Source organism: Glaciibacter kafniensis, assembly GCF_039538945.1.
Classification (GTDB): domain Bacteria; phylum Actinomycetota; class Actinomycetes; order Actinomycetales; family Microbacteriaceae; genus Cryobacterium; species Cryobacterium kafniensis.
The window spans coordinates 454,593-475,057 of record NZ_BAABCN010000002.1 but is presented as its reverse complement, the minus strand read 5'-3'; the positions used below and the strand labels follow the sequence as shown (position 1 = coordinate 475,057).

General features: G+C 66.8%; 16 protein-coding genes. 6 read left to right on the top strand and 10 right to left on the bottom strand.

Annotation, left to right across the window (positions count from 1 at the left end; genetic code table 11):
- Positions 1-152: 152 nt before the first annotated feature.
- The 3 genes from ABD791_RS02715 to ABD791_RS02705 all read right to left on the bottom strand — a co-directional run bounded on the left by ABD791_RS02715 (position 153) and on the right by ABD791_RS02705 (position 2,633).
- On the bottom strand, positions 153-722 hold the full coding sequence (locus tag ABD791_RS02715) for a DUF2087 domain-containing protein (protein ID WP_345062039.1): 570 nt from the start codon (positions 720-722) through the stop codon (positions 153-155).
- A 72-nt stretch (positions 723-794) separates the two neighbouring features.
- Positions 795-1,538, bottom strand: a complete 744-nt coding sequence (locus ABD791_RS02710) for a hypothetical protein (protein WP_345062037.1) — start codon at positions 1,536-1,538, stop codon at positions 795-797.
- Between the two features lie 129 nt (positions 1,539-1,667).
- Positions 1,668-2,633 (bottom strand): NAD(P)H-binding protein, encoded by a 966-nt coding sequence (locus tag ABD791_RS02705; RefSeq protein WP_345062035.1) that lies wholly within the window; start codon positions 2,631-2,633, stop codon positions 1,668-1,670.
- Between the two features lie 123 nt (positions 2,634-2,756).
- On the opposite strand from ABD791_RS02705, the gene ABD791_RS02700 reads away from it, so the two are divergent.
- From ABD791_RS02700 to rpsT, 3 genes are all read left to right on the top strand, one after another.
- Positions 2,757-4,076 (top strand): sensor histidine kinase, encoded by a 1,320-nt coding sequence (locus ABD791_RS02700; RefSeq protein ID WP_345062033.1) that lies wholly within the window; start codon positions 2,757-2,759, stop codon positions 4,074-4,076.
- Positions 4,073-4,699: a response regulator gene (locus tag ABD791_RS02695; protein WP_345062031.1), complete on the top strand. Its 627-nt coding sequence runs from the start codon at positions 4,073-4,075 to the stop codon at positions 4,697-4,699. The genes ABD791_RS02700 and ABD791_RS02695 overlap by 4 nt, the downstream gene beginning before the upstream one ends.
- Before the next feature lie 206 nt (positions 4,700-4,905).
- Positions 4,906-5,169, top strand: a complete 264-nt coding sequence (gene rpsT, locus ABD791_RS02690; protein WP_345062029.1) for a 30S ribosomal protein S20 — start codon at positions 4,906-4,908, stop codon at positions 5,167-5,169.
- A gap of 331 nt (positions 5,170-5,500) precedes the next feature.
- Here rpsT and holA read toward each other — a convergent pair whose 3' ends face one another.
- From holA to pabB, 5 genes are all read right to left on the bottom strand, one after another.
- Positions 5,501-6,544 carry a DNA polymerase III subunit delta gene (gene holA / locus ABD791_RS02685; RefSeq protein WP_345062027.1) on the bottom strand — a complete coding sequence of 348 codons (1,044 nt, stop codon included), beginning with the start codon at positions 6,542-6,544 and terminating at the stop codon, positions 5,501-5,503.
- 29 nt (positions 6,545-6,573) lie between these two features.
- Positions 6,574-9,330, bottom strand: a complete 2,757-nt coding sequence (locus tag ABD791_RS02680) for a ComEC/Rec2 family competence protein (protein ID WP_345062025.1) — start codon at positions 9,328-9,330, stop codon at positions 6,574-6,576.
- Between the two features lie 36 nt (positions 9,331-9,366).
- The gene (locus tag ABD791_RS02675; RefSeq protein WP_345062023.1) at positions 9,367-10,116 is read right to left on the bottom strand and encodes a helix-hairpin-helix domain-containing protein; all 750 of its coding nucleotides are present in this window, start codon (positions 10,114-10,116) and stop codon (positions 9,367-9,369) included.
- Between the two features lie 434 nt (positions 10,117-10,550).
- Positions 10,551-13,130, bottom strand: coding sequence for a leucine--tRNA ligase (gene leuS / locus ABD791_RS02670; protein ID WP_345062021.1), 2,580 nt, complete (start codon positions 13,128-13,130; stop codon positions 10,551-10,553).
- A gap of 81 nt (positions 13,131-13,211) precedes the next feature.
- Positions 13,212-14,702 carry an aminodeoxychorismate synthase component I gene (pabB, locus tag ABD791_RS02665; protein ID WP_345062019.1) on the bottom strand — a complete coding sequence of 497 codons (1,491 nt, stop codon included), beginning with the start codon at positions 14,700-14,702 and terminating at the stop codon, positions 13,212-13,214.
- Between the two features lie 149 nt (positions 14,703-14,851).
- Between pabB and ABD791_RS02660 the strand changes: the two genes are divergently transcribed.
- The 3 genes from ABD791_RS02660 (at position 14,852) to ABD791_RS02650 (ending at position 16,927) form a co-directional block, all read left to right on the top strand.
- Positions 14,852-15,646, top strand: coding sequence for an SDR family oxidoreductase (locus ABD791_RS02660; RefSeq protein WP_345062017.1), 795 nt, complete (start codon positions 14,852-14,854; stop codon positions 15,644-15,646).
- Between the two features lie 62 nt (positions 15,647-15,708).
- Entirely contained in the window at positions 15,709-16,107 is a 399-nt protein-coding gene (locus tag ABD791_RS02655; protein WP_345062015.1) for a PPOX class F420-dependent oxidoreductase, read from the top strand.
- A gap of 55 nt (positions 16,108-16,162) precedes the next feature.
- The gene (locus ABD791_RS02650; RefSeq protein ID WP_345062012.1) at positions 16,163-16,927 is read left to right on the top strand and encodes a DedA family protein; all 765 of its coding nucleotides are present in this window, start codon (positions 16,163-16,165) and stop codon (positions 16,925-16,927) included.
- A gap of 44 nt (positions 16,928-16,971) precedes the next feature.
- On the opposite strand, the gene cydC is transcribed toward ABD791_RS02650, so the two are convergent.
- Positions 16,972-18,756, bottom strand: coding sequence for a thiol reductant ABC exporter subunit CydC (gene cydC, locus ABD791_RS02645; RefSeq protein WP_345062010.1), 1,785 nt, complete (start codon positions 18,754-18,756; stop codon positions 16,972-16,974).
- Positions 18,749-20,464: a thiol reductant ABC exporter subunit CydD gene (cydD, locus tag ABD791_RS02640; protein ID WP_345062008.1), complete on the bottom strand. Its 1,716-nt coding sequence runs from the start codon at positions 20,462-20,464 to the stop codon at positions 18,749-18,751. The genes cydC and cydD overlap by 8 nt, the downstream gene beginning before the upstream one ends.
- Position 20,465 lies beyond the last annotated feature (1 nt).

The window sequence follows — 20,465 nt, the reverse complement described above, 5'->3', positions numbered from 1 at the left end:
CACGGTGGCGGAGGAGAGCCCTGAAACCTGACGTGCGTTGATGGGTCTCACCTCCTTCGATGTGGTGCGTCTGCGAGAACTAAGCAGGGCAACGATAGCTGAATGGCTGCGCTCTCACCAGAGCCGAGGCTGACTTCTGCCTGCGAATCGCGTCACAGCTCCGCGTGACGATCAGATTCGGTGGATGGCGCTGATGCGGCAGGTGCCTCAGATGCTGCGGATGCCCCGGGCTGAGCGGCGAGTGCATAGGAGCTTCCGCTGCGCGTGCGTTCGAGAAGCCCATGGTCGACAAGGGAGCGTCGGAGCACAGCGACGTCGGGACCATAAACGCTGAGGCGCTCGTTGACAGCGGGCTCGGTCAGGATCTCGCCTTCGGTGAACGTCTCATTCGCGATCCAGGCGAGAAAGACACGGCGCTCCTCTCCGTTCGCCGGGTACCGATCGATCTGACCCTCAGCGGTCAGGAACCGCTGGGGCCCCTCACGGACCGGCCTGACGGGAGCCTCGGCCAGCAGAGCCGTCAGCGACTCGCTCGGGGCCGTGAGTGTTCCGTCGTCGGAGCGTGCGATGAATCCGGCTCGTTCGAGCTTGGCGAGTGCCTTGCCGCGCTGGACATCCGTCAGCGGCTTCGCCACCGCCTCAGCCAGCACGACCTCGGCATACGCGCGTCGCAATTCGGGGTTGACGAGCATCGCGATCACGTTTCTCCAGGCGAGGGTCATGCTTCAGTCTCCCCCACGAGCTCGATTGCGGGGCGGATGCGCCAGAGCCTGCGCGCAGATAAGCGCCGGTTTCTAGTTGGCCGTGGGGCACGCACTCAGAATCGCCTCCTCCCGGGGAGTTCCCATTGGCATGTCTCCCAGCGAAGGGAACCAGTTCTGGTTCGGCCACTGCGCCACGAAGTCCTCCCGCGTGGGCGGAGCAGGGTTTTCGATGCCGTTCGCTGCGTAGCACGGAGCGAGAAATTGCGTGAGGTAGTCGTACACCCAGCTCAACACCGCGTCGTTCGGCAGCGGATACGGTTCGGTCGGATGCTCCGCGTCGCAGACATAGGCACTCACGGCCTCGGCCTGGTTCCGGGGTAGCGCGCTCACAGATAAGACGACGCCGTCGGCAGTCGACCCCGTCTCAACCTCCAGACCTGCTGCAGCGAAGCACGAGGAGCGCACGTCCACACGGTTCTCGTCGGTCACGTAGTCAGTAAACGACACCTCAGGGCGCACGGCATCGGGATAGGTCGCCAACACGGTGCCCCAGAGCGCATCCTGCGCACTCACCCTCTGCCGTTCCTTCTCTGCGGGAGAAAGTGGCGGGCTGGTCGGCGACGCACCGAGATCGGGCATCGGGATGGTGACGGCCAGCTGCGCAGTCGCCGTTGGGTTGGGAGTGCGCCCGACGGGTTCGCTCGCACAGCCTGCTAGCAGGGCGACAACGGCCCCGGCCACTGCGCCGGCCAGCAGTGCAGAAGCAAGCGCTCGCCGGTGCCCCGTTCTTTGTGTCGTCGACCGTGTCATCGTCTCCCCCTCAGGATTATTCATGCTGGTCAGATACTGGCCAGTACCGGAAAGGGTGCAGAACGCTGCGCGTGAATTGCCATGCGGCGAGCCTAGCGGCGCACGTTCTCACCGGGGAGCCCGAAACGCCCGATTGATCAGCCCTTTCAGGGGTCAGCCCGATAGTCGACCACGTCGAGCCAGTCGCTGCGCCAGCCGCAGGTCACACCAGCCGAATCCGCCCGCCTGCGGCAGCGCGCGGCGAATCTGTTCATCGGTGAAGCGGTTGCGCGGCGTCAGATCGGCGGGAACCTCCGCCGCCGCCGGGGCCGCGTCGACAACCCCCTCCGCAAGCATGCGCACTTGCGCCTTCGCGATCAGCGGCACCGTCATCGTCCACTCGGTGAGTTGCGCCAGAAGGTAATGCGCCCAGATCGGCACGGGGAACACCCACACGCGGCGCCCCACGACGCGTGCAACCCGGCTGACCGCCTCGCTGAGCATGAGTTGCTCCGCGCCCGTGACCGCGACAGTCGCGCGCGGCATCCGCCCGGCCACCGCGGCCACGGTGATGTCGACGAGGTCGTTGATCGGGATTGGCCGGATCGGCTTCTCCTGCAGACCGACCGCGGCAAACAGCGGAATCGTTGTCACGGTGCGGCTGAGGTGATCAATCAAATGGTCGCCGCGCCCGTAGATCATGCCGGCCTTCAGGATGGTGAAGTCGAGTTCCGAGGCACGGATCAGCTCCTCTGCCGCGAACTTCGACTCGTGGTACGCCGATCCGCAGTCGGGCCGGGCACGCAGAAAGCTCAGCATCACGATCTTCGTCACTCCCGCCCGCTTCGCCGCCTCGATGACCGCCGCTGTGCCCCGCACATGCACTCGGTCGTAGGTCTGCGTGCCGATCTCCCGATTGATGCCCGCGAAGTGGGCGACCACGTCACACCCGGAGAATGCGCGGGCGAGCGCCTCGACGTCGTCCACGTCGACGCCGGTTCGCCTCGACATGATCACGACGTTCTCGGCGTCGAAACGCTCGGCCAGGTGGCGACCGGCGAACCCCGTTCCGCCCGTGATCGCGAGCTTGAGCGACGTCGCGCCAATCGGCCCAACCGGCCTGTTCGAATTCCGTTGCATATTCGCAAGTTAGCACTAGTGCTAAATAGCAAGCAAGCATCCCTGAGTTCGTCGCGCAGCCTCGCGCGCGGTCAACATTTCGATGGATGCCCCCTCACCGGTGTGCTGGCTAGGCTGAACGCAATGTCACTCCGCGACGCCAACACACGGCCCGACGCCAGCCTGCTCCCCGACGGCACCACCCGGCCCGACGCCAGCCTGCTCCCCGACGCCATCACCCGGCCCGACGCCAGCATCGGCAGCCAGCTCCCCCACTCGGCGTTGACGCCGGTCTTCTTGGCGCTTCGGATCGGCATGCACACCCTGATCGCCGCCCTCACCGCACTCGTCATCGTGCGCGCACTGTTCGGCGTCTGGCCACTGCCCGGCGTTGTCGTCACCCTGGCCGCACTCTTTCTCGGCGTGTACATCGGCGGCGGACACCTGGCACGCACAAACTCCGCGCCGTGGGTCATTCCGGTCTGGCTGATCACTCTGATGGCGCTCTGGCTCGTGCTGACACTGCTCGCCTCCGACGCCGCATATATCGTGTTTCCGCTGTTCTTTCTCCAGCTTCACGTTCTCCCCCTGCGCTGGGGCATCCCGGCCGTGATGGTCAGCGTGCTCCTCGCCATCTGGGCGCTCACCTATCACCTGGGCTTCAACCTCGGCGCCGTGCTCGGCCCGCTCATCGGCGCAGGCGTCGCCATCGCCATCGGCATGGCCTACCAGGCACTGCTTCGCGAGGCAGCCGAGCGCCAAGCGTTGATCGCCGACCTGATCGCCACGCGCGCCGAGCTCGCCGCCACCGAGCGCGCGGCAGGCACCCTCGCCGAGCGTGAACGTCTGGCCAGAGAGATTCACGACACCATCGCGCAAGGACTGTCGAGCATTCAGATGCTGCTGCATGCGGCCGAACGCACGGTGACGGATGCGACGGCGCGAGACCACCTGCGGCTCGCCCGCGAGACGGCCGCCGCCAACCTGCAGGAGACACGGCGATTCATCCGCGAACTCACCCCGCCGGCCCTGGTCGAGCAGACGCTGCCAGGAGCGTTGAAGCGCCTCACCGAGACGGCAACCACCGAGGCCGCCCAGTCCGACGTGCACACGATCGTGAGCCTGCACGTCACCGGTGAGCCCGTTCCGCTGCCGATGCGGCTCGAGGCGACGCTGTTGCGGATCGCCCAGGGATCCCTCGCCAATGTCGCCCAGCATGCCGCGGCCAGCCGCGCGGAAGTCACCCTCAGCTATATGACCGACGAGGTCACCCTCGACATCGTCGACAACGGCCGCGGTTTCACCCCGACGGCAGCCCCACTTGGTGAGCAGCACGAGTCATTCGGTCTCGTCGCCATCCGTCAGCGCGTCGAACAGCTCGGCGGTACGTTCGTGCTGGAATCAACACCTGAGCAAGGAACGGCGCTCGCCGTGACCTTTCCTCTCGGGGAGGAGACCCGATGATCCGCCTGCTGCTTGCCGATGATCATCCCGTCGTGCGCGCCGGACTGCGTGCGCTGTTCTCGGCCGAGCCAGACATGGAGGTCACCGCCGAGGCTCAGACCGCCGAGGAGGCTGTCGCGGCCGCGGCATCCGGTTCGGTCGATCTCGTACTGATGGACCTGCAATTCGGCGGCGAGCTGCATGGCGCAGAGGCCACCCGGCGGGTGCGCTCGCAGCCGGGGGCGCCGCGCGTGCTCGTGCTGACCAACTACGACACCGATGCCGACATTCTCGGCGCGATCGAGGCCGGGGCCAGCGGCTATCTGCTGAAGGATGCCCCGCCGTCCGAACTCATCGCCGCCGTGCGTGCCGCCGCGGCCGGCGAGAGTGCGCTGGCTCCGGCGGTTGCGAGCCGACTCGACACGCGCACGCGCGCCCCCGAGACACAGCTCACCCTGCGCGAAGCCGAGGTGCTCGGCCTGGTGGCCGCCGGGCGATCGAACCGGGAAATCGGCCAAGACCTTTTTCTCAGCGAGGCGACGGTCAAGTCGCACCTCGTGCATATCTTCACGAAGCTCGGGGTCACCTCGCGCACTGCCGCCGTCGCCAAGGCGCGCGCACTGGGGACGATCAGGAAAGCCTGACGGCAGCCGGGAGCAAAAGACTGTTCCTGGCCGGCTCGGGCATGACATCCGACCCAATCTTCTGAGTCGATTGTTGCCGCCACGATTAAGCTGATAACGTTGCTTGTTGACTTGCGTGTTGGGTCCCACCCCACACGACTAGCCGCGAAGCGCCCCTCTACCGCCTAGCGGCACATCCAATTAGCAACTAACGAAAGCAAATAAAAGTGGCAAATATCAAGTCGCAGATCAAGCGTATTGGCACCAACAAGAAGGCTCAGGAGCGCAACAAGGCGGTCAAGAGCGAGTTCAAGCGTGCCATCCGTGCAACGCGCCTTGCCGTCATCGCCGGCGACAAGGACAAGGCTGCTGCAAGCCTGGTTCTGGCTTCGAAGAAGCTCGACAAGGCAGTCAGCAAGGGTGTCATCCACAAGAACCAGGCTGCGAACAAGAAGTCCGCAATCTCGAAGTCGGTCAACGCACTCGTTTAGTCGTTCTTCTCAGACGCGCCTCGTGCGTGTCTGACGACAAGGCCCCTACCTCTCGAGGTGGGGGCCTTTCGCGTTGTCCGGCAGAATTCATCGAGCACCCCAATTTGTTCGCGAGAGGTCGCAGACCGCCCCATGAATCGCGTCGAAGGGGCGGTCTGCGACCTCTCGCGGGCAAATGCGCGCAGAACGGATGCCCCGCTCAGGCCAGGACGTCAAGCCGCACGAGTGCATTGGCCGCGCGAGTGGCTTGGCCGGACGAGTGGCTTGGCCGCACGAGCGGCTAAGCCGCGCGAGTGACTTAGCCGGACGAGTGGCTTAGCCGCACGAGCGGCTAAGCGTCGGCGCCGCGCCGCGTAATGATGCCGATGAGACGCTCGATCGCGAACACCGGATCGCGCCCGGCGCCCTTCACGCTGGCGTCGGTCTCGGCCAGAGCCTGGATGCACCGGGCGAGACCTTCGTCGGTCCAGCCGCGGAGATCACGTTGAGCACGCTCGACCTGCCAGGGCGCCAAACCAAACTGGGAGGCGAGTTGGCCGGTGGCACCGCGCACGCCGTACAGCTTCGCCATCGTGCGGATCTTGCTGGCGAAAGCGGCCACGACCGGCACCGGGTCGGCGCCCGACGCGAGGGCATGCCGCAGGATCACCAACGCCTCGCCGTTTCGCCCGGCGATCGCGGCATCCGCAACCTTGAAGGCGTTGGCCTCGACCCGACCGCCGTAATAGCGGTCGACGGTGGTCTCGGTCACTTCAGAGCTGGAATCGGAGATCAGCTGCTGGCAGGCTGCGGACAGTTCGGCCAGATCGTCGGAGAACGCCCCGACGAGGGCGCGCAGAGCACTCGCGGTGACGCGCTTGCCGGCCGTCTTGAATTCCGCCGAGGCGAAGTCGTACTTCTCTGTATCTTTCTTGAGCTCAGCGCAGACGATCTCAATGCCGCCGCCGCTGCCAGAGCGAATCGCTTCGAGGAGCTTCTTTCCGCGCACACCCCCGGCGTGACGCAGCACGAGGTAGGCACCCTCTGCCGGGTTCTCGAGATACTCCAGCGCCTCGGCCAGAAAGGAATCACTGCATTTCTCGACCGCGCTGACCCTGATCATCCGTGGCTCGTCGAAGAGCGACGGGCTGGCGAGCGTGACGAGCTCCCCCGGCGCGTAGCTGTCAGCTTGAACATCGCTGACCTCCAGGCTCGGGTCTTCGAGCTTCAGAAAGTCGCGCAACTGACGGATGGCGCGCTCGGCCAACACGGTTTCGGTTCCGGAAACGAGCACAATGGGTGCCGGTCGCACCTGATGCCAGGCCAGCTGCGGGATAGCCGCGGCCTTCGTCGCCTTGCCGGCGCCGGCGCTTCGTGCAGCAGGTCGTGCAGCCACGTGAGTTCCCTTCGATTGCTCATTCCAGCCTAGCCGGGGCCGGGACGCCTCGACGCGGGTGGCGGCGTGGCGGGCGCGGGAGGAGCGGGCAGTGTCGAGACAAATGCTGCCGCGGCTGGCACAATCCCAGTCTGGCGCTCGGTCCACACCGACAGCGCCCCGTGCCCCGCTGCGGCTGGCGCGACCACAATCATCCCCTGCAGATCGGTGCGCACGGCCACCGTTCCGACCGATGCGAGCAGATCGAGCAATGCCTGAGTCGGATGGCCATACCCGTTGTCGGCCCCGACCGAGATCAACCCAACCGTCGCGTGAAGTCGGGCGTACAGAGCAGCACTCTGATCGCGGGAGCCGTGATGGGCGACCTTGACGACATCCACTGCGGCCGGGTGCGACGCATCCAACAGGCCGTTTTGGGCATCTTCGCCGAGGTCACCGAGAAAGATCGACCGGATGCCCCTGCCCTCAAAACTGACGGTCACACTTCCGGCGTTGCCGGCGTGATCGACGCCGCTCTGGGCAGACGGCGGGAGGGGCCACAGCACGTCCCAGCGCAGCCCGCCCAGCATCCCGGTGTCACCGCGCGCGGCCATGGTCACGCTCGCTCCCCCGCCCATCAGCCGCTGGAGCAGCCACTCGTCTTTCGCGTTCTCCGGCGGGCCGACGATGGCATGGTCGACGCGGCCGATGACGGCGTCGAGGCCGCCGATGTGATCGAGGTCGTAGTGGCTGAGCACCAAGAGTTCGATGCGGTCGATGCCCAGGTCGGTCAAACACGCAGTGAGCGGGGCGGGATCTGGTCCGACGTCGACCAGGGCGTGCGCGCTGCCATCGCGTACGACGACCGCATCGCCCTGCCCCACGTCGCAGGCGGCAATCTGCCAATCCCCCGGCCTGCCGGCGACTCGACCGATTCCTGTGCCGAACAGCGTTCCGGCGTAGGCGCCGCACACGATGAGCAGCAGAGCGGATGCGACGAGCCGCCAGAGCGGACGGCTGCCAAGCGCCGTGCGCCTCTGCGGCGCGCTCGATGCATCACTCATCGCCGGCGACTGCGACACCGGCAACGACCCCGGCAGCGATGCCAGCGACCCCGGCAGCGGCGCCGGCAGCGGCGCCAGCTGCCCCGAGACCGGCAGCGTCAGTATCCGTCTCCCCGACGGACGAAGCACCAGGAGCAGCGCGAGCACCGTCACGAGAGCGATCAGCAGAACACCGGGCACCCCGTCGAGCCAGGGCAGCCGATTGCCCGGCAACGTTGCGACGGTCTGGGCGACGGCCGCGATCCACGCCGATGGCAACCAGGCCAGGTGCACGAGAGGGGTGGCCAACCACGGAACCACGGCAAGCAGGAGGCAGGCGATCAAGCCGATCACCGTCGCGATTGGCGCGGCCGGTGCCGCCAACAGATTCGCCGGCACCCCGTACAGCGCGAGAGTCGGCGTCAGAAGCAGCAGAACCGGCTGGCAGGCGATCTGGGCGGCCAACGGGATCGCGATGGCGGCCGCGATGACGCGCGGCATCCAGCGTGCGAGAACCCGGGTCAGCGGCCCGGCGAGTAGCAGCAGTCCGCCGGTTGCGAGCACCGAGAGTGTGAAGCCATAGTTGCGGGACAGCCACGGGTCGACGGCGAGCAACCCGATGACGACGAGGCACAGGGTCGACACTCCGCGGCCGGTACGCCCCAGGCCCCCGACGATCAAGACGACGGATGCCATCACCGCCGACCGCAGCACGCTCGGCTCCGGCGTGACCAACACCACGAACCCGAGCAATGCCGCGAGCGAGAAGGCGATCCGCCAGCGTCGCCGCAGGCCGAGCGAGCGGGTGAGCAGCATGATCCCGGCGACGACGACCGCGCAATTCGCCCCGGACACCGCAGTGAGGTGGCTGAGCGAACTCGCCTTCATCGCCGCGTCGAGCGTGTCGTCGACCGCGCTGGTGTCACCGATCGCGAGGCCGGGCAGAAGGTCGGCTCCAGCGCCGGGAAGCCGAGCGGCGGCTGCCGAGAATTCAGTGCGGAGGACATCCGCCCACTCGAGCCAACCCGGCGGTTGCGCGACGATGCGGGGCGGGCTGCGCCCGAAGAAGAGAGCCGACGCCGCATCACCGGGCTCGGTGGCAACGAGGCTGCCGGTGAGCTCGATCAGGCTGCCGATACGGAGCCTCGATCCTGGGCCCGGCGGGTTTTCGACGATCAGGGGCGTCTCGGCGAAGACCACGACCGGCACCGACATCTGCCTGGCGTCACGACCCACCGTCAGCACAGTGAGCGTGGCCCGAAACCGTACGCGCTCAGGCGGCGCGTGCGCCCCGGGCGCACCGGATGATCCGGGCGCACCGGCGGCACCGGCCCCGTACGACTGCGAGGTTACTGGAGTCGACCACACCGTCAGCGCTGCGGTGACGGCGGTGCGCTCGGTCGCTGCGCTGACCACGCTCTCGGGAAGCCGGCTGGGCGCCGTCATCGCGACAACGGAAGCCACCAGCGCCCCACTGGCGCACGATACCGCGATCATTGCCCACCACGACCCTCTCGGCTTCGCGGGGCGCAGAGCCGACGATGCGGGACTCGGGATGTCCGGGGAGCGAGACGCGGAAACCCCTGCGCGCAGTGGGCCGGCCCGCGCACGCCGCTGCAGCACCAGCCAGCACAGCAGCGCGCCCGATGCGGTCCAGAGCACGACGCTCGACCACGCAGCCACCGGGGCAGGTGTCGCGACGAGCACGCCGGCGATCACCCACGCCGCACCTGCCGGTGCGGCCAAGCGCAGATCGAGGTTCATGCCGTGACCAAGCCATTCATGCCGTGACCGAGCCGCTCATACCGTGACCAAGTCCTTCAACCCGTCGAAGGTCTTCTCTCCGATTCCCGTCACATTTCGCAGCTCATCGATGCTGCTGAATCTCCCGTTCGCCGTGCGGAAGTCGATGATGCGCTGGGCCATCGCCGGTCCGATTCGCGGGAGCGAATCGAGGTCGGCAATCGTCGCCGTGTTGAGGTTCACCAGCGCAGCGACCACGCCCCCGGATGCAGAACCGCCGACCGCGCCGCCGCCTCCGCTGGCGGGTGGCGCTTGAGGCTGCGCCTCGCCGCGCGCCGGAACGTAGAGTTGCTCCCCGTCGCTGACCGCACGCGCCAGGTTCACTCCGGCCGGATCTCCCGCCTCCGACAAGCCCCCGGCGGCCGCGATCGCGTCCACGACGCGCGCGCCCTCTGCGAGCTGGAACAGTCCGGGTTTGCGCACCGCACCGAGCACATGCACAAAGAGAAAGGCCCCCTCGCCCGTTGTGCCTGCGCCGCTCTCGGAATCCTGACCCGCTGCGGACGGCGATGCCGCAGCATCCGCTCCCCCGGAAGCGTCGTTCGGCGACATGCTCGTCGTCATGCTGCCTGGCGCCACCACCGTGCTGCCCGATTCCTGTCTGAACGCAGACACAACGACTGCCACGATCAGGGCGAGGATCAGAAGTACGATCGCTGCGCCGATGCCGATACGCACCCGCGGGGATGCGGAACGCGCAGCTGGATGCAGCTGGGCAAGCGGATCTGCAGCGGAATCTGGCTCCATTGCGGCAGGTTAGGCCGTGAATTCCGGCTGACTTCAGGAGCGCTGAGAATCGGTGAGGAACCGGAGGCGGGGGGAGCTGTGGAGGTCGGGTCGCGAGGGCGGCTCGCGGGATCGCTGACGGGCTCGGTACATCGCACGATGAGCTCGACCGCTGAGACGGGACTGTCCGGACATCCGCCCCGCCCCGAGCCCGCAACGTAAAGGAGGAGATTCTGCGACACGCCGTGCAAAACGGGCACCTCACCGCGGCGTGTTGCACAATCTCCGGTTTTACGTACGGAGGCTATGCCGATTTCTGCGAAGGTCAGGTCTCGAGTTCGGCATGCGTGGTCTCGACAGGCTCGACCAACGGGATGGACCGGTCACCCAACGCACGCGAGCCGACATCCGGTGAGGATGTCGGCTCGCGTTGAGATACCGAAGGCGATCGAAAACTACGGCTTGGTGACGAAACTCACCAAGCGCGGTGCACGCACGATGACCTTGACGATCTCACGATCGCCGAGCGAGCGGATGACCGCCCGAGACTCCCTGGCCAGCTTCTCCAGCTCGTCGGCATCGATCTTGGGCGAGACCTCGAAGCGGTCACGCACCTTGCCGTCGACCTGAACTACAGCGGTCAGCGATTCGGTCACGAGCAGTGTCGGGTCGGCCTTGCGCCACTGCACGAGGGCGACGCAGGGCTCGTAACCGAGGCGCTCCCACATGTCTTCAGCCGTATACGGGGCGAAGAGGTTCAGCGCCATGGCGGTGACCTCCGCGGCTTCGCGCACTGCGGCATCCGCGGGGCCGGCACCGGTGTCGATCACCTTGCGGGTCGCGTTGACGAGCTCCATCAGGCGCGCGACGACCACGTTGAACTTGAACGACTCGGTGAGTCCCGGTGCATCGGCCAGGAACCGGTGGGTCACGCGGCGTAGTGCCACGTCACCCGTTGACCAGTCGACCTCCGGCGCGCTCGTGACATCCTTCGCCACGCGCCAGGCACGCGCGAGAAACTTCGACGAACCGACCGGAGACACATCGGCCCAGTCGATGTCGTCTTCCGGCGGGCCGGCGAACGCCATCGTCAAACGCACCGCGTCGACACCGTGGCGGTCGATCTCCTCGGTGAAGTAGACCAGGTTTCCCTTGCTCTTCGACATTTTCGCGCCATCGAGGATGACCATGCCCTGGTTCAGCAGCGCGCTGAACGGCTCGGTGAAGTTGAGGTAGCCGAGGTCGTGCAGCACCTTGGTGATGAATCGGGCGTAGAGCAAGTGCAGGATGGCGTGTTCGACGCCACCGACGTACTGGTCGACCGGCGCCCACTTGTCGGCTTCCTTCGGGTCGAAAGCCTTCGTGTCGTCGTTCGGGTTGAGAAAGCGCAGAAAGTACCAGGAGCTGTCGACGAACGTGTCCATGGTGTCGGCGTCGCGCTTGGCCGGGGTGCCGTCGATCGGGTTCGGCACGTTGACCCAGTCGGTCGCTCCGCCGAGCGGCGAAGTGCCCTTTGGCTTGAGGTCGAGGCCCTCCGTCGGCGGCAGCAGCACGGGCAGCTGGTCTTCGGGAACCGGAATCTCGGTGCCGTCTTCGCCGTGGATGATCGGGATGGGGGTGCCCCAGTAGCGCTGGCGGGAGATCAGCCAGTCACGCAGGCGGTAATTCTTGGCGGCACGACCGGTTCCGGCATCCGTCAGCGTCGTGATCATCGCGGCAACGGCGGTGTTCTTGCTCATCCCGTTCAGGGCGCCAGAGTTGATCAGGCGGCCTTCGCCGGCCAGCGCGATTCCGGTCGATGCGGGGTCGAGCTGCGGAAGCTCTTCGCTGCCGTCGAGCATTCCCTCTGTGACCACGGGGATCGCACCCGTGATGGGGGCGAGCGTGTCGACGACAACCCGCACGGGCAGGTCGAAGGCGCGGGCGAAGTCGAGGTCGCGCTGGTCGTGTGCCGGAACAGCCATCACTGCGCCGTGACCGTAGTCGGCCAGCACGTAGTCGGCGGCCCAGATCGGCAGTCGCTCGCCGTTGACCGGGTTGATCGCGTAGCGACCGAGGAACACACCGGTCTTCTCGCGGTCGGTGGCCTGACGCTCGATCTCGGTGCTGTTCTGAACCTTGACCAGGTATTCCTTGAACGCAGCCTGCAGTTCAGGGGCGGCGTCCGCGACGAGCTCCGAGGCGAGGTCGGCGTCGGGGGCGACGACCATGAAGGTCGCGCCGAACAGCGTGTCGGGGCGCGTCGTGAAGACCGTGACCGGCGCGGCGCGTCCTTCGATCGTGAAGTCGACATCCGCACCGATCGAACGGCCGATCCAATTGCGCTGCATCTGCAGTACCTTCGAGGGCCAGGCGCCCTCGAGCTGGTTGAGATCGTCGAGCAAACGGTCGGCGTAGTCGGTGATCTTGAAGTACCACTGGGTGAGCTTCTTCTTGACGACGACGGCGCCGCTGCGTTCGCTCGTGCCGTCGGCGAGCACCTGCTCGTTGGCCAGAACCGTCTGGTCTACCGGGTCCCAGTTGACCCAGCTGTCCTTGCGGTAGGCGAGGCCCTTCTTGTACATCTGCAGAAACAGCCACTGGTTCCACTTGTAGTACTCGGGGTCGCTGGTGTGAATCTCGCGCGACCAGTCGAAGGATGCCGCGTAGAGCTTCATGCTCTTCTTCTGCTGCGCGATGTTGTCGTAGGTCCAGCCGCGCGGGTCGATGCCTCGCTTGATGGCGGCGTTCTCGGCGGGCAGGCCGAAGCTGTCCCAGCCGATGGGGTGCAACACGTTGAAGCCCTGGTGGCGCCAGTAGCGGGCCACGATGTCGCCGAGTGCGTAGACCTCGGCGTGACCCATGTGCAGATCGCCAGAGGGGTACGGGAACATGTCGAGCACGTACTTGCGTGGGCGGTTGTCGTCGGGGTCGCTGGTCTCGAACGGCTTGAGCTCGTCCCAGATCGGCTGCCACTTCGCCTGGATTGCTGCGAAGTCGTAGATGTCGCCCTCGGCCTCGGCCCAGTTCTGTGTGTTGTCGTGCTCGTGTGCCACGTGACTCTCATTCAATGCGGGTGTTGGAGCATTCGCTCAGACAGACGAGCTCCTGTGAGCGACGTCCAAGCTTCTAGGGTACTAAACCCGCACGCCGAGCGCGGCCAGGAGAGCAGCGGCCTTCACCCGGGTCTCCTCGATCTCCTCGAGGGGGTCGGAGAGCGCGGTGATTCCCCCGCCGGTGCCGATCGTGACGCCGTGACTATCCAGCACGATGCTGCGGATGACCATGGCCAGGTCGACCGCGCCGTCAAAGCCGAGATAACCGAACGCTCCGGCATAGATTCCGCGCGGGCCGCCTTCCAGCCCGTCAAGAATGGTCATGGCACTGCGCTTGGGCGCACCAGTCATGGAGCCGGCTGGAAAGCAGGCTGCGACGGCATCCGTGCTCGTCACTTCGGCGGCCAAGTCAGCCTCGACGGTACTGACCAGCTGGTGCACGTGAGCGTACGACTCGACGGCCAGCAGATGCGACACCGAGACAGAGCCCAGCTGCGCGATGCGGCCGAGATCGTTGCGCATGAGGTCGACGATCATCAGGTTCTCAGCGCGCTCCTTGTCGCTGGCCAGAAGCTCGGCACGCAGTCGCGCGTCTTCTGCGAGATCGGCGCCGCGCGGGCGAGTGCCTTTAATCGGTTTGGTCGTGACACGGCGGTCGGCCGTCACCGTCAGAAACTGTTCGGGTGAGGCGCTCAGCAGGGCGATGTCGCCGAATCGCAGCAGCCCCCCGTGGTGGCTCGGGCTCCCGGCGCGGAGGGCCAGGTAGGTCTCGAGCGGATCGGGGCGCAGGTCGAGCGCGATCTCGTTGGTGAGGCAGATCTGGTAGGCGTCGCCGGCGGTGATCGAACTCTGGCAGCGACGGATCAGCTCGGCGTATTCGTGCTCACTGTGCCGCCAGCGGGGGCTGGCCGGGGTGTAGTCCGAGGCGGTGGTCGAAGTCACGGATGCCGGACCGGCTGCGGCCGTCGGACTCGCCTCGGACTGGTCTCCGGGGGCGAGCGCGAGCGCGAGCTGCGACTCCAGCTGCGTCGTCCAGAGTTCGAGGCCGGCGGTATCCTGGGCCGACCCGACCCAGACCAGCACACTGACCTGGCGGGAAGCATGGTCGAAGGCAAGCGCGCGATCGACGTGCAACAGCGCGGCATCCGGATAGCGCGAGGGGTGCACCGGCGCCCCCACCGTCTGGGCACCGAGCTCGTAACCCAGCCAGCCCACCCAACCGAGGCGGAATCCGCCGGTGCCGGGGTCGGTCAGCGGGCGGGCATCGAGGTCGGACTGCGAGCCGGCGAGGTCGTCACGGAGAAAGTCAAAGATCGACTGCTGCGACGTGTGTGGCGGCGTGCCCGGTGCATCCGCTGCAGCAGGAACCGTCACCGTCACCGTTCCCTCAGACACGGATGCCGTCACCACACGCGACCGCTCGGTCGCCGCCCCCAGATAGCTGAATCCGCTCTCGGCGTCAGCACCTGCGTCGAGCCAGAACGCATGACTACTCTCGCCGTACAGCGTCTGAAAAACGTGCGCGGGTTCCCACCAGTGCGCCAGGGGAAAAGCTCGAACCGTCGCAGACACGATCTCAGCCTAGGGCGTGAGCCGGCGGGCAAGTGAGTTGACAAGTCGGTTGACCAGCCAGTTGACCGACCAGCGGGTTCAACTGGCGAAGGCGACGCCTGTCGTCTCTCGGCACCTCGCGGCATGATTGGAGGGGAAATGGAGACAGCATGACTTCACCAATTCTCGTCACCGGCGGATCGGGCACGCTCGGTCGTCAGGTCGTCACGCTCCTGCGGGGCACCGGCCGTGAGGTTCGGGTTCTCAGCCGACATCCTCAGTCCCCCGTCGACGGGGTCGACTTCGTCACCGGCGACCTGAGCACCGGCGAGGGAATCACCGGCGCCGTCCAGGGCACCGAGATTATTGTGCACTGTGCCGGCGGCAGCAGCGGCGACGACCTGAAGGCTCGTACTCTCGTGCGCGCCGCTGCGCGCTCTGGCCGCCCGCATCTCGTTTTCATCTCCGTCGTCGGTGCCGGGAGCATCCCGATGCGAAGCAAGGCGGATCGCACCATGTTCGGCTACTTCGGCTCAAAGCTCGCCGCCGAACGTGTGGTTTCCGGCAGCGGTTTACCCTTCACGACGCTGCGCGCCACCCAGTTCTACGACCTTGTCCTGTTGGTGGCCGAGCAGCTGGTGAAACTCCCGGTGATCCCGGCCCCGTCCGGGTTTCGGTTTCAACCGGTCGACTCCACAGAGGTGGCCGCGAGACTGACGGAGCTCGCACTCGGCGAGCCGGCCGGACGGGTCGCTGATTTCGGTGGACCGCGCACCTACACACTGGCCGATCTGGTTTACAGCTATCTGGAGGCCGTGCACCGGCACAAGCTGCTGCTTCCGTTGTACCTCCCCGGTCAGGCCGCTCGGGCCATTCGGGCCGGCGCCGCCCTCGCACCCGCCCAGGCGGTCGGCCGGCGCACCTGGGAAGAGTTTCTGGCCGAACACCTCGGCCGCACCGCATGATTGCCTGAGCAGCGTGACTGGGCGGGGCTGGTAGGCAGCGTCGTCTCGTCTAGTGTGTGCAGGTGCCTACTACCGCTGAGTTCATCGCCCTCGCCGACAACCGCTTCGTCTCACTGACCACGTTTCGAAAGAACGGCGTGCCCGTTTCGACCGCGGTCTGGATCGCCAGAGACGGCGACGACCTGATCGTGACGACTCCGAAAGAGAGCGGCAAGGTCAAGCGCTTGCGCAACAGTCGTCGCGTCGAGATGCGGCCGTGCAGCCGCACCGGCAAGGTTGAAGCGGATGCCGTCACGATCGCCGGCGCCGCGATGGTCGTCGACGACGACGCGAGTCGCGCACTCCTGACCGCGGTCTTCGGTGCGAAATATCGCCTCGAATACCGCATCTTCATGTTCATCGAACGGCTGGCCACCTCCGGCAACAAGGATCGCGTGCTGTTGCGGATCACTCCCGCCTGAACCATGCCGATCGGCGCCTCGTCACCTCACGCGCCCACCCCTTAGGCTGTCTGGGGTGAACGACTTTCTCGGCTGGATCCTCGACACCGTCTCCAGTGTCGACCCGGTCGTGCGCACGCTCATCGCTTTCGTCGGCATCCTCTTGGAGACTTCGGTTCTGATCGGACTCGTGGTGCCGGGCGACACCATCGTGATCGTCGCCGCGACCGGCGTGAAGAACCCGGTCGAGTACTTCGCCCTCGTCATCGCGGTGATCGCCGGCGCGCTGATCGGAGAGAGCATCGGCTTTGCGCTCGGCCGCTACTTCGGCCCGCGGATCAGGCGCAGCGGGCTCGGCCGAAGAATTGGCGAGAAGCATTGGACACAGGCTGAGGCCTACCTCGACCGCCGCGGCGGGATTGCGGTCTTTCTGTCGCGATTTCTTCCCGTTTTGCACTCACTCATTCCGCTCACCGTCGGGATGAGCGGCATGCGATACCGCACCTTCATCGCGTGGACGGTGCCCGCCTGCCTGATCTGGTCGTTCGCCTACGTCAGTGTCGGTGCGGCAGCAGCCGGAAGCTACCGCGAGCTGTCCGGCCGGCTGCACTTCGCCGGTTACATCTTCGTCGGCATTATCGCGGCGTTCATCGTGATTGTGTTCTTCGTCAAGAAGTGGCTGAATCGGCGTGAGGCTCGGCATATGACCGCGGCACACGATGACGCCGCGGGCTCAGAGGCCGCGGGCTCAGAGGCCGTTGCGTCAGAGGCCGTTGCATCAGAGGCCGGCGATTCGGGCTCCGCCGACGTCCGTTCAGACGACGACCCGCCCTTCGTGTAGGAATCCCGGCGACGACGGGTTAGACGTGCGACGAGCGTCGTTCGTCAGGCCAGGTCCAGCCGCGCCGTGATCAGCTCAGCGGGCACCGGGGTGTGCGAGATGAGCAGCACTGCACGCTCGTCGCCGGCCGCCTGCAAGATGTCCCGCACCAGTCGGTCGGCTTGCTGCACGTCGACGTTCGCTGTCGGCTCGTCCAGGATCAGCACCGGAAAGTCGGCGAGCACCGCCCGCGCGACAGCAATCCGCTGCGCTTGACCACCCGAGACGAGGGCGCCGCGTTGGCCGACGCGGGCGTCTAAACCGCCGCGCTCGGCCGTCCATCCGGCCAAGCCCACCCGGTCGAGCACGGCGAGAAGGTCGTCGTCGGTGGCCGTTTCGCGGGCGAAGAGCAGATTCTGACGGATGCTTTCGTCAAAGAGCCAGGGTCGCTGCTCGCACAGTCCGACCACGCGTCGCACCTCGTGCTGGGGCAACTCGCGGGCTTCGATGCCGTCGATCCGGTAGGAGCCGGAGTAGTCGAGAAAACGCACGAGCGCGTGGGCGATGCTGGTCTTGCCAGCACCACTCGGGCCGGCCACCAGCATCCGGTCTCCCGGCTGCAACCGGAATGACACCCCTGAAACCGCCGGAGCCGACTGCCCCGGCCAACGCACCGACAGATCGGCCACCTCGAGCACGGGGCCGAGCACCCGAAGCGCGTCAGCCTGCGCCGTGAGCGCGTCAATCTGAGCGTCAGACTGCTCACCGGCATCCGCGTCACCCACGACATCCACCGGAATCTCAACCGGCACCTCAGCGGGCGCCACCCCGGCCACGCGTTCGGCGCTCGCGCGCACCTGGCGCCAGACGCCGAGCGCCGCAGGAATCGCGGCGAACACCTCGAAAACAGCCATCGGCACGAGCACGATCACGGCGAGTGCCGGTCCGTTCAGTGCGCCGAGCATTGCTCCGGCACCGGGCAGATCGAGCGCCGGGATTCCCAGCACCAGGGCGGCAAGCGTCGCCGCCCCGGCCACGAGAGACGTGATGGAGGCTTGCAGTCCCGACCCGAGAGCCCGGCGCAGCGTCGCGCGTCGCAGCTGCGCGTCGAGGTCGGCGATCCCGGCGAGACGTGTGTCGAGCGCGTCGAAGGAACGCAGCACGTCGAGGTTCTCGACCACTTCGAGCACGTCATTGGACAGCTTTCCGCGCAGCGGGGCGATGGCGCGCTCTGACGACGCGGCGACGGCCCCCGACAGCGCCGTGCCGAGCAGCCCGCCGAGCACCAGGCAGACCGCGAGCGCGATGGCCGCAGCGGGAAGGATCAGCCACACCCCGACGACGCTCAGCACCGCAACGAGGAGTGAGGTCAGCAGCGGCTGCACGACGCGCAGCGGGAGATCCTGCAAGTCGTCGACATCCCGAACCAGTCGCGTCAACAGATCGCCGCGTCCGGCGCCCGACAATCCGGCCGGCGCGAGAGGCAACAGCCGTCGGAACACGCCGAGCCGCAGCGCGGCAAGCTGACGGAACGCACCGTCGTGGCTGACCACCCGTTCCAGGTAGCGAAACGCCGATCGGCCCAGCGCGAACGCACGCACCCCGACGACAGCCATCGAAAGAAACATGATCGGCGGCTGTTCGGCCGCCCGTGTGATCAGCCAGGCCGAGCACGCGAGCAACGCCACCGCCATCAGTGCGCCGGCCACACCGGCCAACAGGCCTGGCACAAACGAGCGCGGTCGCGGCTGCGCCAAACGCAGAATCGAGCGGGTCTCGGCCTTGCGAGCGGCCGACGCGTTGGCGGCATGCGCCGACGCCGACGCAGCGGTCATCGTGGTTTCAGACATGGGCGGGCACCTGAATCCTGACGACCTGCTGCGCCTCGGCACAGAGGGCCGGCCGGTGGCTGATCACGATCACGATGCGTCCCTCTGCGGCGAGCGCCTGCAGCCCGCGGATGAGCGCGGTCTCGGCCGCCGCATCAAGTGCAGAGCTCGGCTCATCCAGAACCACGACGGCGCAGTCGCGAACCCGCGCCCGGTAGAAGGCGCGCGCCACGCTCACGCGTTGCGCTTGACCTCCCGAGAGTCCCTCGCCGGCAACCGCCAGCATTGTCGCCGGGTCGAGGTCCGCCGCCCCGGCGTCGGCGAGCGCCGAGCGAAGCGCTGCGTCGTTGACGGATGTCTCCCCCAGCGTCACATTCTCGGCGATCGTTCCGGCGAACAGTCCGGGCCGTTGCCCCGACCAGGCGAGCCAGTCGCGCGGGGAGTCCGTAGCGATCAGCGCTCCGCCGAGGGTGATCATGCCGTCATAGTCGATGAATCCCTGCAGCGCCGCGATCAGGGTGGATTTTCCGGCACCGCTCGGGCCGGTGACCACGCTGAAGTCACCCGGCCGAAACTCCGCGGTGAATCGGTGCACGATCGGCGTCTCGCCGCGGTGAATCGTCACGTCGTCGAAGCAGAGCGTGGCATCCGTCGCACGATCGAATGACGACGCGTCGGCGGCGATGCGACCTAGCGTGTGACCAGCCGTGTGACCAGCCATGCGACCAGACGTGCGAACAGACGTGGGATCGAAAGCGCGGCCGGCGTCTCCCCCGCTCGTCTCCTCCAGAATCGCGAAAACTTCTTCGGCTGCGGCAAGCCCGTCGGCCGCCGCGTGGAACTGGGCGCCGACCTGACGCACCGGCAAGAACACCTCAGGAGCCAACAGCAATACGAACAACCCCACCCCGAGCAGCAGCGAGCCGTCGACCAGGCGCAGGCCGACCCCGACCGCAACCAGGGCGACGGAGAGGCTCGCGGCAAGTTCGAGCACGAAGCCGCTCAGGAACGACACCTTCAACACCGCCATGGTGCGCTGACGGTAGTCCTCGGTGATAGCGCGCAACCGACCCGTCTGGCGGTTCTCACGCCCGAAAATCTTCAGGGTGCCGAGCCCGCCGACCAGGTCGAGAAAGCCGTTCGAGAGATGCTGCAGCGACTCCCACTGCGCCTTCTGCACGCCGCGGGTAGCCAAGCCGATCAGAATCATGAAGACCGGGATGAGCGGCAACGCGACGATCACGGTGATCCCGCTCGGCACATCCTGAATCAGCATCACGAGCACCAGAATCGGCGTCGCGATCGCCGTCAACAGCAGTTGCGGCAGGTAGCGGGAGAAATAGTTGTCAAGTGCGTCGAGCCCGGTCGTGACCACGGTCGACACCTGCGCGCTCTGCCGCCCGGCGAGCCAGTCCGGCCCTCGCCGGGCCACGGCATCCAGAACCTGCGAGCGCAACTGGGTCTTCACGATCGCCGCCGCCCTCTGGGCCAACAGCTCCTGCAGCCAGATCAGTACCGCACGCAGCACAATGACCGCGGCCAGAGTCCCGATCCCGCCCGCCAGGTCGGCGAGCGGGCGCCCCTCGACCGCACCGGTGATCGCTTGGCTGAGCAGCCAGGCGAAGGCGATGATGGCGAAGGTCTGCACCAGGCTGACCAGGGCGGTACCGGCGAGAAACCAGCGTGCCGCTGAGGCGTAGCGCAGCAGTCGGGGGTCGAGGGGACGCATG

Coding starts and splice junctions, on each gene's coding strand:
- ABD791_RS02700 (WP_345062033.1), top strand. CDS start 2,757: ATGTCACTCCGCGACGCCAACACACGGCCCGACGCCAGCCTGCTCCCC.
- cydD (WP_345062008.1), bottom strand. CDS start 20,464: ATGCGTCCCCTCGACCCCCGACTGCTGCGCTACGCCTCAGCGGCACGC.
- ABD791_RS02680 (WP_345062025.1), bottom strand. CDS start 9,330: ATGAACCTCGATCTGCGCTTGGCCGCACCGGCAGGTGCGGCGTGGGTG.
- ABD791_RS02660 (WP_345062017.1), top strand. CDS start 14,852: ATGACTTCACCAATTCTCGTCACCGGCGGATCGGGCACGCTCGGTCGT.
- ABD791_RS02705 (WP_345062035.1), bottom strand. CDS start 2,633: ATGCAACGGAATTCGAACAGGCCGGTTGGGCCGATTGGCGCGACGTCG.
- ABD791_RS02710 (WP_345062037.1), bottom strand. CDS start 1,538: ATGAATAATCCTGAGGGGGAGACGATGACACGGTCGACGACACAAAGA.
- ABD791_RS02715 (WP_345062039.1), bottom strand. CDS start 722: ATGACCCTCGCCTGGAGAAACGTGATCGCGATGCTCGTCAACCCCGAA.
- cydC (WP_345062010.1), bottom strand. CDS start 18,756: ATGTCTGAAACCACGATGACCGCTGCGTCGGCGTCGGCGCATGCCGCC.
- ABD791_RS02695 (WP_345062031.1), top strand. CDS start 4,073: ATGATCCGCCTGCTGCTTGCCGATGATCATCCCGTCGTGCGCGCCGGA.
- ABD791_RS02675 (WP_345062023.1), bottom strand. CDS start 10,116: ATGGAGCCAGATTCCGCTGCAGATCCGCTTGCCCAGCTGCATCCAGCT.